The 12867-nt window shown below is 58.8% G+C and carries 12 protein-coding genes; 10 read left to right on the top strand and 2 right to left on the bottom strand.

Features of this window, described 5'->3' with window-relative positions; genetic code table 11:
• Positions 1-32: 32 nt before the first annotated feature.
• The gene (locus IFT59_RS18960) at positions 33-449 is read left to right on the top strand and encodes a DUF2177 family protein (protein ID WP_062454982.1); all 417 of its coding nucleotides are present in this window, start codon (positions 33-35) and stop codon (positions 447-449) included.
• Between the two features lie 48 nt (positions 450-497).
• Here IFT59_RS18960 and IFT59_RS18955 read toward each other — a convergent pair whose 3' ends face one another.
• A complete protein-coding gene (locus tag IFT59_RS18955) occupies positions 498-3041 on the bottom strand; it encodes a DNA translocase FtsK (protein WP_249407667.1) in 2544 nt (847 codons plus the stop codon).
• A 362-nt stretch (positions 3042-3403) separates the two neighbouring features.
• On the opposite strand from IFT59_RS18955, the gene paoA reads away from it, so the two are divergent.
• From paoA to paoC, 3 genes are read left to right on the top strand one after another with little or no spacing between them, the layout of a single operon-like run.
• The gene (gene paoA / locus IFT59_RS18950) at positions 3404-4051 is read left to right on the top strand and encodes an aldehyde dehydrogenase iron-sulfur subunit PaoA (RefSeq protein WP_062454375.1); all 648 of its coding nucleotides are present in this window, start codon (positions 3404-3406) and stop codon (positions 4049-4051) included.
• Positions 4048-4998 carry an FAD binding domain-containing protein gene (locus tag IFT59_RS18945; protein ID WP_062577460.1) on the top strand — a complete coding sequence of 317 codons (951 nt, stop codon included), beginning with the start codon at positions 4048-4050 and terminating at the stop codon, positions 4996-4998. Before paoA ends, IFT59_RS18945 begins: the two co-directional genes overlap by 4 nt.
• A 3-nt stretch (positions 4999-5001) precedes the next feature.
• On the top strand, positions 5002-7209 hold the full coding sequence (gene paoC / locus IFT59_RS18940) for an aldehyde oxidoreductase molybdenum-binding subunit PaoC (protein WP_062454371.1): 2208 nt from the start codon (positions 5002-5004) through the stop codon (positions 7207-7209).
• Positions 7210-7265: 56 nt separating this feature from the next.
• Here paoC and IFT59_RS18935 read toward each other — a convergent pair whose 3' ends face one another.
• The gene (locus IFT59_RS18935; RefSeq protein ID WP_062577462.1) at positions 7266-7664 is read right to left on the bottom strand and encodes a hypothetical protein; all 399 of its coding nucleotides are present in this window, start codon (positions 7662-7664) and stop codon (positions 7266-7268) included.
• A 252-nt stretch (positions 7665-7916) separates the two neighbouring features.
• Here IFT59_RS18935 and IFT59_RS18930 point away from each other — a divergent pair, with 252 nt between their 5' ends.
• The 6 genes from IFT59_RS18930 to IFT59_RS18910 all read left to right on the top strand — a co-directional run bounded on the left by IFT59_RS18930 (position 7917) and on the right by IFT59_RS18910 (position 12751).
• Complete coding sequence (locus IFT59_RS18930; protein WP_192087834.1) at positions 7917-8684, top strand: EAL domain-containing protein; 768 nt, start codon at positions 7917-7919, stop codon at positions 8682-8684.
• A 575-nt stretch (positions 8685-9259) separates the two neighbouring features.
• Positions 9260-9511 (top strand): hypothetical protein, encoded by a 252-nt coding sequence (locus IFT59_RS23160; RefSeq protein ID WP_245341396.1) that lies wholly within the window; start codon positions 9260-9262, stop codon positions 9509-9511.
• Positions 9512-10339: 828 nt separating this feature from the next.
• Positions 10340-10594: a hypothetical protein gene (locus IFT59_RS18925; RefSeq protein ID WP_342366119.1), complete on the top strand. Its 255-nt coding sequence runs from the start codon at positions 10340-10342 to the stop codon at positions 10592-10594.
• Between the two features lie 153 nt (positions 10595-10747).
• Complete coding sequence (locus tag IFT59_RS18920; RefSeq protein WP_062581247.1) at positions 10748-10933, top strand: Flp family type IVb pilin; 186 nt, start codon at positions 10748-10750, stop codon at positions 10931-10933.
• A gap of 592 nt (positions 10934-11525) precedes the next feature.
• Positions 11526-12230 carry a hypothetical protein gene (locus tag IFT59_RS18915; protein ID WP_192087833.1) on the top strand — a complete coding sequence of 235 codons (705 nt, stop codon included), beginning with the start codon at positions 11526-11528 and terminating at the stop codon, positions 12228-12230.
• 257 nt (positions 12231-12487) lie between these two features.
• The gene (locus tag IFT59_RS18910; protein ID WP_192087832.1) at positions 12488-12751 is read left to right on the top strand and encodes a hypothetical protein; all 264 of its coding nucleotides are present in this window, start codon (positions 12488-12490) and stop codon (positions 12749-12751) included.
• Positions 12752-12867: the final 116 nt, after the last annotated feature.

Here is a 12867-nt window from a genome sequence, read left to right as displayed (position 1 = left end):
AAAGAGGGAACGAACCCATGGCGAAGATCTCGCTGAAGACGCTGGCTCTTGCCTACATCACCACGTTCATCGTGTTCGGCGCGATAGACTCCGTCTGGCTCAGCACGATGACAAGCCTGCTTTACCGGCCGGTCATGGGCGATATGCTTCTGCCGAGTTTCCGTCTCGCGCCTGCCGTGATCTTCTACCTTCTCTACATCGGCGGACTGACGCTGATGGCAGTGCGTCCGGCCCTGATTGCAGGCGGTGTCGGAGCAGCGGTGCGGCAGGGAGCGGCGATCGGGTTCATGTCCTACATGACCTACGATCTCACCAACCATGCGGTCATGAAGAACTGGTCGACGCTGCTTTCCGTGGCCGACATCATTTGGGGTACCTTGCTTTCGGGTCTCGCCAGCGGTCTTGCCACCTGGATCGTTCTGCGGTTCTTCAGAACAAAACACCACTAGCGTTCGAAAACAATATGGCCGGGAAATCCCGGCCATATCTTTGAGCTATTACTGTTCAGGCTCTTCGACCGCGGTCGGCTGACCGCGCTGATCGAGAATTTCGCGCTTGCCCACATGGTTGGCCGGTCCGACCAGCCCATCCTTCTCCATGCGTTCCACAAGCGATGCGGCCCTGTTGTAGCCGATCGACAGGCGGCGCTGGATGTAGGAGGTCGAGCACTTCTTGTCGCGCATGACGACCTTGATCGCCTGCTCGTACATCTCGTCCCGGTCTTCCTCGCTGATCGCGGACCTGTCGAAGACCGCCTGGTCTTCCTCCTCGACCTCTTCGCCCTCTTCGTCTTCCGTGACGCTGCCGAGATAGAGCGGCTGACCTTGTGTCTTCAGATGCGCAACGATGCGCTCTACTTCCTGGTCCGACACGAAGGGACCGTGAACGCGGGCAATGCGTCCTCCGCCCACCATATGCAGCATGTCGCCCTGACCGAGCAGGTTTTCCGCGCCCTGTTCGCCAAGGATCGTACGGCTGTCGATCTTGGACGTCACCTGGAAGGAGATACGGGTCGGGAAGTTCGCCTTGATCGTACCGGTGATGACGTCGACCGAAGGCCGTTGCGTCGCCATGATCAGGTGGATACCGGCAGCACGCGCCATCTGCGCAAGCCGCTGGATCGCACCTTCGATCTCCTTGCCGGCCACCATCATCAGGTCGGCCATCTCGTCGACGATGACGACGATATACGGCAACGGCGTCAGGTCCATGTCCTGCTGCTCGTTGATCGGCTCGCCGGTCTGACGGTCGAAACCGACCTGGACGCTGATCGAGATGACCTCGCCGGATGCGGACGCGGCCGCCACACGAGCGTTGAAGCCGTCGATATTGCGAACGCCGAGACGCGACATCTTGCGATAGCGGTCTTCCATTTCGCGCACCGCCCATTTCAGCGCTAGAACCGCTTTCTTGGGGTCGGTCACGACAGGGGTGAGCAGATGCGGGATACCGTCATAGGCCGACAGTTCGAGCATCTTCGGATCGACCATGATCAGCCTGCATTGATCCGGCCGCAGACGGTAGATCAGCGAGAGGATCATCGTGTTGACCGCGACCGACTTGCCCGAACCGGTTGTGCCGGCGACGAGCAGATGCGGCATCTTTGCAAGCTCGGCGACGACGGGTTCTCCGCCGATCGTCTTGCCAAGGCAAAGCGGAAGCCTGAAGCCGGTACCCGCATAGGTGCCGCTTTCGATCAGCTCACGCAGGTAGACTGTTTCGCGCACAGGGTTTGGCAGTTCGATACCGATCACGTTGCGACCGGGAACGACAGCAACACGCGCCGAAAGCGCCGACATCGAGCGGGCGATATCGTCCGAAAGGCCGATCACGCGGGAGGATTTGACGCCGGGTGCCGGGGCGAATTCGTAGAGCGTCACGACAGGGCCGGGACGAACGTCGATGATCTCGCCGCGGATGCCGAAATCTTCGAGCACGCTTTCCAGAAGCCCCGCGCTCTGTTCCAGGCTTTCCTGGCTGACGGGGCTGATCTGGTCGTCCACCGGTGCCTGCAGCAATTCGATCGACGGGAACTCGTAGTCGTCGGACGCATGCAGCGGTTCGGTGTTGAACGGCCGGATCGGAGAGATCGCGCGGGTCGCCATGACAACCTGCCGCGTCGACTTTACTGGCACGACGGGAGCGACCGCAGGCGCCGGGGCCTCGATGACGGTCTCAGCGATGACGGGCGCAACGAGAACAGGCTCAGGAATGACAGGCTCAGGAATGACCGGAGCAGCGATGACGGGCGCATCCTGCACTGGAGGCACCACCGGATTTGGCGCAGCATCGTGGCCGGCCTGGCGCAACGTGATCGAACGATAGAGATCAAGCGGCGACGGCCCCACCGGAATTTCTTCAACCAGACGTTTGGTCAGGGTCTCGATCGGCTGGCGAATGACCGGCGCCCTCAGGGCAACCCGCACAGGTTCGGGCCGGACCGGCTGTTTCGGATAGGTCGGGAGCGGACGCTGAGCAACGAACACAGGTCTCTGCTCGACCTTTGGCGGGGGAGGCGGGGTCAGCGCGAACTCTTCGCCGGTGGCCTCTCCAAGGCTCATCACCTCGAAGAACAGATGATCCGGCAGGTTGGCGATCGGAGACTGTCTTTCAGTGCTAATCACGGGAGCATCAATCACTGCTTCAGGCTGCGGCGGCGCAACTGCGACCAGCACCGGTTCAACGGTTTCCCTGGCAAACGTGGCCCGGCGTTCCCTCAGCGCCTGATCGAGAGTGCCGACGAGATTGCGGGCGCCGGGTTCAGGCGACAGGAAGCTGGCGATAGAGGTCGACAGCGCGTCGCCGTCATGTCTTTGGGTGAAAGTAATCTCGGAAATCTCCTGAACGGCTGGCGCCGCCATAGAGGGAATGACAGCCTCGGGGACGGCGTGGGAAGCGACGGCTTCGCCCTCCGCTTCCGGGCCGGAGGGTGCCCCACGCCTGGAGATGGTCTTCTCCGGCGTGCGGGTGAAACGAACGGTCGGGCCCAACATGAAGGCCTTCTGCCAGTCCGGCAGCGCCTCGATCTCGTGGGCCTGCATCTGGACTGTCGACACGATGTCGCAAGCCACCTGTTGCCCCGCATTCGGGGGCTCAGGCGGATTTATGGGGTGAGAGTGGCCGGTATCCGGCAGTTCGGAAGCCTGGGCTTCCAGCTTGTCAGTTTCGCGAAATTGCGGGCCTGTGAGACGCATTGCCACCAATGAAACCATATGAACAAATCTGGGACACGAACGTCCTTGGATATAAAACAAACATTAACCATGCGTTGCCGGCGCCGATAAATCGTCGAGCGCGGTGATGGCCTGTGACAAAAGGCGCCGGTGAAATGGTCTTTGGGACGGAACAGACTCGGGCAGTTGGTGGTTATTGGGTCAACTGTAGTCGTCAAGATGGAGCCCCCATGTCGAGTCCGAATTCGTTTGAAATGTCACGACGGGATCTTCTCGTCGCAACCGCTGCCGGCTCTGTGGCCGTGGCAAATAGCAACAGAGCTGCAAATGCACAGGCCGCAACACCGCCTCCCCGGCCGGGGACAGCGACGTCGCGGGTGGGTTTTGTCGTCAACGGCACACGCCAGGATCTCGATCTCGACAACCGTACGACCCTGCTCGACGCGTTGCGTGAGAACCTGCACCTGACCGGCACCAAGAAGGGTTGCGATCACGGCCAGTGCGGCGCCTGTACTGTCATGGTCGATGGTCGCCGCATCAATTCGTGCCTGTCGCTTGCCATCATGCACGAAGGCTCCGAGATCACCACGATCGAAGGCCTTGGCACACCGGACGAGATGCATCCGATGCAGACGGCATTCGTCAAGCACGATGGCTTCCAGTGCGGCTATTGCACCCCTGGGCAAATCTGTTCCTCCGTCGCCGTTCTTGAAGAAATCAAGGCCGGCATTCCGAGCCATGTAACGGAAGACCTGACCGCCCCCACGCAGGTTTCCGAGATGGAAATCCGCGAACGTATGAGCGGCAATATCTGTCGATGCGGGGCCTACCCGAACATTGTTGCGGCTATCACGGAAGTTTCGGGGAGGCAGGCATGAAACAGTTTACTTATGAACGCGCCGCATCACCGGCTGAAGCTGCGTCCAAGGCCGCCAACAACCAGAACGCCAAGTTCATCGCGGGAGGCACCAACCTCCTTGACCTGATGAAGCTAGAGATCGAATCACCGACCCATCTCATCGACGTCAACGGTCTCGACCTCGACAAGATCGAACAGAGCGAAGATGGCGGCGTCCGGATCGGAGCGCTCGTGCGCAATACGGATCTCGCCTCGGACGAGCGCATCCGCCGCGACTACGGCGTGCTTTCGCGCGCACTTCTCGCAGGCGCATCGGGTCAGCTTCGTAACAAGGCAACGACGGCCGGCAACCTGTTGCAGCGGACGCGCTGTCCTTACTTTTACGACACCGCCCAGCCATGCAACAAGCGCAAGCCCGGAAGCGGTTGTTCCGCCATCGGCGGCGTGACCCGCCAGCTGGGCGTGATCGGCGTCAGCGATGCCTGTATCGCCACCCACCCCGGCGACATGGCAATCGCCATGCGTGCCCTCGATGCAACCGTTGAGACGGTCAAGCCCGATGGCGCAACACGCGCGATCCCGATTGCCGACTTCCATAAACTGCCCGGCGATACGCCCGAGATCGAAACCACGCTTGAGCGCGGCGAGATCATCACGGCCGTTACGCTGCCGGCACCTGTGGGTGGCAAGCACGTGTATCGCAAGGTGAGAGACCGTGCGTCCTATGCGTTCGCTCTTGTGTCGGTTGCCGCGATCATCCAGCCGGATGGCACCGGTCGCGTTGCGGTCGGCGGTGTGGCTCCCAAACCATGGCGCGTCGAAGAGGCGGAAGCCGACTTGCCGCAGGGGTCCAAGGCCGTGATGGCCAAGGTCTTTGCAGGCGCAAAGCCAACAGAAGAAAATTCGTTCAAGGTGACACTGGCGGAGCGCACGCTCGCCGGCATCCTTGAAGAAACAAAGGGGTAAGCCATGCTATTCGATCGTCCCGCCACGACCAATCCCATCGACCAGATGAAGGTGGTCGGCCAGCACATCACGCGTATCGACGGCCCTAAGAAGGTCACCGGCACGGCGACCTATGCCTATGAATGGAACCACGCCAACCTCAATGTTGCCTACGGCTATCCCGTAGGCGCCGGCATCGCAAAGGGTCGGATCAGCTCGATGGATATCCAGGCGGCCCGCAACGCTCCGGGCGTTCTGGCTGTCGTCACGGCGGAAACGGCTGGCAAGCTCTCCAAGGGCAAAATGAATGCGGCCAAGCTTCTCGGTGGCCCCGAGATCTCGCATTATCACCAGGCCATCGCCGTCGTCGTCGCTGAAACCTTTGAGCAGGCTCGCGCCGCAGCGAGCCTCATCAAGGTGGATTACGTTCGCGCTCCCGGCTCCTACGATCTGGAAGCAGCGAAGGACACGGCCAAGAAGCCGGAGGGCTCCGAAGGCGAAGACGCAGACACCTCTGCCGGCAACTTCGACAAGGCTTTCGCCGAGGCAGCGGTCAAGTTCGACCAGACCTACACGACACCCGACCAGTCACATGCGATGATGGAGCCGCATTCGTCTCTTGCCATGTGGGACGGCGACGAAGTTACGGTCTGGACCTCGAACCAGATGATTGCCTGGAACAAGTCAGAAATGGCGATCACGCTCGGCATCGATCCGGAGAAAGTCCATATCATGTCGCCGTTTGTCGGCGGTGGTTTCGGCTCAAAGCTTTTCCTCCGGTCGGATGCGGTGCTTGCAGCGCTTGGTGCGAAAGCGGCGGGACGCCCCGTCAAGCTTGCGCTTCCGCGTCCCTTCGTGATGAACAACACGACGCACCGCCCGGCAACGATCCAGCGTATCCGCATCGGCACCACGCAGGAAGGCAAGATAACCGCGATTGCTCACGAAAGCTGGAACGGCAATCTGCCGGGCGGCAGCCTGGAGACAGCCGTGGCGCAGACTCGTCTTCTCTACGCCGGCGAAAACCGGATGACGTCGATGCGGCTTGCGGCGCTTGATCTGCCAGAGGGCAATGCGATGCGCGCACCGGGCGAAGCGCCTGGTCTCATGGCGCTTGAAATCGCCATGGACGAACTGGCCGAGCAGCTCAACCTTGACCCCGTCGAATTGCGGATCATCAACGACACGCAGGTTGATCCGGAAAAGCCTGAACGGAAGTTCTCGCACCGTCAGCTGGTCGAATGTCTTCGCCGGGGTGCTGAAACCTTCGGCTGGGACAAGCGCAACGCCGAGACGGGTCGCGTCAAGGATGGACGCTGGATGGTCGGCATGGGCGTTGCGGCAGCGTTCCGCAACAACATGAACATGAAGTCTGGTGCCCGCGTGCGGCTCGATTCGGAAGGCGTCGTGACTGTCGAAACCGACATGACGGATATCGGTACGGGCAGCTACACGATCATCGCCCAGACCGCGGCCGAAATGATGGGCGTAACGATCGATAAGGTTGCCGTAGAGCTCGGCGATTCCCGCTTCCCGGCGTCGTCGGGATCGGGCGGACAGTGGGGCGGAAACAGCTCCACCGCAGGCGTCTATGCCGCATGCGTGGCGCTGCGGGATGCGATCTCGCAAAAGGTCGGCTTCAACTCCGCAGATGTCACTTTTGCGGACGGCCAGATCCGTTCCGGCAACCGCAGCATTGCTCTCGCAGAGGCAGCTGGCAAGGACGGTGTCGTTGCGGAAGATACGATCGAGTATGGCGATCTTGCAGAAGAGATGCAGCAGTCAACATTCGGTGCCCATTTCGTCGAGGTCGGCGTCGACATGTACACGGCTGAAATCCGCGTTCGGCGCATGCTGAGCGTCTGTGCAGCAGGGCGCATTCTCAACCCGATCACGGCCCGCAGCCAGGTCATCGGTGCGATGACGATGGGCGTCGGCGGCGCCTTCATGGAAGAACTGGCCGTCGACAAGCGTCGCGGCTTCTTCGTCAACCATGATCTCGCCGGCTACGAAGTCCCTGTCCATGCCGATATTCCGCATCAGGATGTCATCTTCCTCGATGAGACGGATCCGACCACTTCGCCGATGAAGGCAAAGGGTGTTGGCGAACTCGGCCTTTGCGGTGTGGCGGCAGCGCTTTCGAACGCCGTGCACAACGCAACCGGCGTGCGTATCCGTGATTACCCTGTCACGCTCGACAAGCTGCTGCGGGACATGCCGCAGGTCGGCTGATCCGCTCGGCATCGTTATGCAAAACTCTGGCCGGAGCATCCACAGATGCTCCGGCCTTATATTTTTAGAACCTCGTCGCGCCAGAAGACGATAACATAGCCGCCGCGTGCTTCAGCGTTGGATGCCCATGCCTTGAACTGCGGCATATAGGGCGGATGACGCCACAGATCGGGATAGTCGGGATCGGCAAGGACCGTAATCTGCTGTCCTTCCCCATAGACCATCAGGTGGGATCTTTGAGGAGCCCACTCGTCGCCCAGTCCTTCGCGCGTTAGCCAGTGGCACACGAAGTCGCGGCAAAGCATCGGTCGATCCTGGTAGATGGAACAGCCTTGTCCGGCAACGCAGTGCCTGCACCACTCGTCCGCAGGCTTGTTGAGATCATCAATGTCCGGCAACCGGCAGCAAAGGGTGCAGGTTCCGCACGCGCGGCCCTCGACAATGGCTGGTGTCATTCTTGCGATACGCTTCCTGCGTCTTGGGGATACCCCCGGTCTGCGACCTTCAAACAGTTTCGTTCAAGAGCCGCACGCGATTGAAGAGGCTGCCGGATCCAGAGTTGGGTGCGGGAGGCCGCAAAACGGCACCGCCCGGATATCACCGCAGGGGTGTGTGACGCAAGAAAAGCGCTTTGGTTTCGACGCATGCGGGAAACGGAAGTTTAATCGATGAGCCTTAAGTCTGATGCAAACGGAGATTTTTCCATAATGACGACGAGTTGCCAAGGCTGCCGCGACGGCGCAGCATTCGAACTACCGTTCTCGATGGCATTCCAGCCGATCGTCGACATCGCAACAGGCAAGATTTTCGCCCACGAAGCGCTTGTTCGCGGTCTAAACGGAGAAGGTGCCGGGTCAGTTCTATCGCAGGTGCAGGCCGACAACCGCTATGCGTTCGATCAGCAGTGCCGGGTCAAGGCGATCGAACTTGCCGCGCGGCTCTACGACCCCGCTGACGACGTGAAACTGTCGATCAACTTCATGCCGAACGCCGTCTACGAACCGCGGGCGTGTATCCGCCTGACGCTTGCCACGGCCATGAAGACGGGTTTTCCGCTTGATCGCATCATCTTCGAGTTCACCGAGAACGAGGAGTTGGATACCAAGCACGTCCTTCACATCCTGCGGACATACCGGGATATGGGCTTCAAAACTGCGATCGACGACTTCGGTTCAGGCCACTCCGGCCTCGGCCTCCTCAGTCATTTCCAGCCCGATATCGTCAAGCTGGATATGGACATGATCAGAGGGATCGACACCGATCCGGTCCGGCGCACCATCGTCAAGCACACGTTGCGGATGCTCGAAGAACTCAACATCGTGCCGCTCTGCGAAGGCGTCGAAACCGTCGGCGAAATGTCGGCCCTGCGGGACCTGGGCGTGTCCCTCATCCAGGGCTACCTGCTCGCCAAGCCAAGCTTCGAACACCTCGCCATCCCGGCTTCCGCGAAGGCGATGCTTGCTGCTGCTGCCTGAGAAGCGGCGGGATAGGCGACCCAGAGCGGAATGAAGGTCCGGGATCGGTATCGACGCAGTGGAAACAGGCAGAGATGCCGACTGGACGCTGGCAAGGGCAAGCTCAGGCTAGCTCGATTTGACGAGTGAAACAGCGCGTTCGTTCACGTTCGAGACAGCTTGACGTCAATCGAGACAGTACTTTTCGCGCCTGAATGCAGGTGGGGGATATTTCCAGAAGGGATGCAAAATCAACGCTCTCTAGAGCGAGTGGTGCCCCATGCCGGCGCACCTAAAATCAATGAAAACAATGTGGTTAGTGAACGTCTGGACACTCGGTGACGCCACGCGATCGTTATGGTTTTTAGAAAAGTGTCCAGACCTTCAGGACATGAATTCAAGCGAGTGATCGCTGAACTCGGGGCGCACCCAGGAGGGCCGTCGAGCGAGCGGGCCGACACCCTCTCTCCAGCGCGCCCTCACACTCGACCGCTCTCAGCGGGCAGTAGTCAGGTGCATACTTGACGTGCGCCGAAATCGTGTCAGGCTTTTCTTCCTTAGGACAATGCGTAACCACCACTTGCGAGGTTTGGGTAATGTCGCCTGACCGTTTCAGGGAATGCCTACGCGTTATACGTTGGACCCCGATCAACATTGCCTCTCTGCTGGAATGTGATCTGTCTTGGATAGAGGCGCTCGAAGCGGGCACTGAAGAGGTTCCCGTTGGGCTTGCTGCTTGGCTGGAAGTGCTGGCGCAATCCCACGAGGCCTTACCACCTCCTCGCACCTACAGGGGTCGGCGCGCTGCACCGTCCTCATGGGAGCGCCCCCGGCACACGCTCTCCTGAGACAGCCGCCAATAGCTTCATATTAAGTTTGTTCCTGCCTTGTTCTTTTTACGCGACCGATTTAGGTTCGCCGTCATGAGCGAGATCGGAACCATAGGCGACGCATTCAATCAGGGTTGGCAGCTCTCTGCCGCCTGCCGTCATGGCCTTGTCGATACTGGCAGCAGCAGCCGGAAATGCGACTGGAAGTACAACTTGGACATGACGACCTTAGTCGCAACTCGCGGCCGCGACTTTCCGATCGATAGGGTCTCTGAGCGCTTGCGTTGTCCCCGATGCGGAAGCCGCAAGATCTCAGTGTTTTTCGTGACGCCATCGATGCCGACTAGAAGGACGGCTGGCAGTTGAGAACCAACAGTATCAGGTGCCCGCATCCTTGAAACCAATGCCACTGGATTACCAGGTTCAAGAAGCTCTCAAAATCCTTGCCCGCTACGAGCATGTCAGTAAGGGAGACTTTATTCTGCGACGGGTCGGCGCGACGGCGATCGCTTCGCTTGTGGCAACCGGCCTTGCAACAGTCGGCCGGGGACGAAACGGGGTCATCGTGTACACACTCACCGCAGCAGGGAAGGCACGGCTACCGTCAGACCCGTAGCTGTCGCAGCTCGACGCGATCGAAAAAGAGCCCGCAAACCCTAAGGGGCAGCGGGCTAGTTTGGGGAAGGCCGGAATGCCTTCAGGGAAAGAGTAAATCTCGGAGCAACGAGAATCAACCATCCAACGATGGCAGCGCTCCATGCGGATACAGCCGAACTCTCACTGCCAGAACTGCTAGTCGATCATCCTGGCGTCGACTGCTACGGTAACAAGCCGAAGGAGAAGATGATGCACAGAATGAAGTCCGAAGACATTCCCGCGTTCGTAGCGGAGGTGGCCGCAACCGGCTGCAACATCACAGGGATCGCAGGCGTGGGATACCTGATCGGCGATGCGGACCTTCCTGATGACCAGTTTGAGGAGGTGATGCCGAAGCTATCCAAAATCACGGATGCCTACGGCAGGCGCGACCATCTCCTCACGGAAATCACTGAGTATCTCGTATCGATCGGTCGAAGCTATCCGCCGCCGGAGATGCACTAAGAATTACGGAACGTTGTAGATCGAGCACAAGCATCTCAAACCGTGACACGACTACAATTTAACCAATCATATTAACGGAACGGATGTGTTCTTGAGGTAGAAACATGCCACGTAGGGACAACCCGTTCCACGGCACAAATAACGGGGAATGGCATGTCTGTTTTTGCACGGTTTATGAAGGATGAATCGGGCGCTACCGCGATCGAATACGGACTCATCGCGGCTCTTATCTCAGTTGCGCTGATCGCTGGAGCGACCACGCTCGGTGGCGCACTGAATAACCAGTTCACAAACCTTTCGAAGAAGCTCAGCTGTGGATCCGCTGCCACCACTTGCTAATCGATGGTCGTCTGCGACGTAATCTGACTAAAGATGGCGAGAGAACTCAAGTATTCGGGTCAGCCTTTCACCTCTACTTAACATCCAGATTATACCTCGGGAAGTGGACACCCTTTCCAGCGTCCAGCACTCAACTCACCGAACAATGGGACCTCCATTGTTCGGTTTTTTGCTCTCAACGCCATTTGCCCCTGGCCTTCGAAATCCGTTAGAGTTGTGAGGGCTTGGATGTCCTTGGTGTAGCCGGTGGGACTTCATGCCGGCGTGGCATATCGCGCCGTTTTCAACGGGTTAACCTCCCCGCACCTATGTTTCAGCGCCCATTGATATCGCTATCGTTTTCGCACAACCGACCGCACTTTTAGCGCTCTCTACTAGCCAGGGAAGGGGAGGGGTCATGGATCACCCGACTACCAGTAATTAGGTCATCTCACCACTGCGAAGCCCACGTCCCGAACGGAGATGGCTTCGTGAAAACCCATCCTCTCCGGTGAAGCCAGAGGCAGATGATCTAGGTTTGTTCTTGTCCTAACAAGCCAAACGGTCCGCAAACGGTGCGTGGCTGGGCAAGCAGCCATAACATGTGTTAGTTATGGCCATGGCCGATGAACCACCCAGTAACCTCGACGACCCTACCCGCACTCCTATGACAGGAGCGGAACAAGCGGTTCTAAATGTCCGGCACATAGAGATCCCGACAGCGGTAGTGAAGATGACTGGTGCACCTCTCACCGTGTCGATTGTCCCGATACCGGAGGCTGAGAGGCATTACATAACAGGACGGACAGGCGGGCCGATCCAGACGGGCGAGCAGATTGACGAAATCACATCGATCGTCAGCGCTAGGCCTAAACCAACCGTGGCAATGGCTGCAGCCATAGTACTGTCTCTTGATGCAGAGCTGCAGCGCCTACAAACGGTTAAGCCAAACGAGCAGGTAGACCTGGCTCGTTGGGAAAGCTACTGCGATTTCCTCGCGCGATTGAGTTCTCAACTGGTTCAACTAGCTGGTCTGATTGAGGAGGCCGAAGCCAGTCAAAGCGAAAAGCCTGCAGGGTTCAGGCGCGTTTCTGAATTTGCCCTTCAAGTTCAGAGGGGCATCTCCGATTGGATGCGCGTGAATCCTCGAATTGTGGAAGGCTCTCGGGAGATAGGTCTGATCGGACTGGGAACAGCATTCTTCGCGATGATCGGTGCGTCTCCAGACCTTTCACTCGTGGTCTCGACTGCCGTATTAGGTCAGGAAACGATCCCGGATAAAATCAAGACGATATGGCAATCTACTAAAGAGGATTAGCCAGGGCGGCGGTGCCCGACTATCCTCACGTTGCCCCACTGGCAGATGGAACGTTCCCCTGTTTTAACGCCGCTTTCATAGCAACATAGCTAAATGGTCGCAGTTAGATGAGGTGAGGCATGTTGCGGCGAATTTCCAATTGCATGACAAGAATGGACCTTCGGTGGGCTTGGGCCTTCCATCCTTTGTTCTTCGCGGGAGTGGCCGCACTGACAACTATCGCAGGGTGCTCACTTATAATCTTCGCCAATCTTCCGATGGATAAGACTGCTGCGTTCATCGGCGCTTCTGCCGCTTGTTGCGGCGTCGTTACTCTTGGCAGACCGATGATCCGCGCTGGTGGATATGAGGCGTGGGCGCGGAAAGAAGGGGTCATCGACGGAGGGAGCTTTCCTCCATCCCCTGAGGAAATAGAAGAAGAGGAGCAAAGCCGTCTGGACGCCGTTGCGGTGCAGATTATTGGTCCGGCACTGACGATTGTTGGTACACTCCTGAACGGTATCTCAGGCTTTTTCGGCTGAGTTCGAATCGTCTGTTCGAGTCCCAATTGGACGGCGAAATGTCGTAAATTCAATAACAAAAACAATGCAATTTTGCATAGGTGAGGGGTTGCAAAGCCTCTTTGTTATTGCTTCGA

It is taken from the genome of Rhizobium sp. CFBP 8752, assembly GCF_014842035.1.
Classification (GTDB): Bacteria; Pseudomonadota; Alphaproteobacteria; order Rhizobiales; family Rhizobiaceae; genus Neorhizobium; species Neorhizobium soli.
This window is presented reverse-complemented; position numbering and strand designations above follow the sequence as displayed.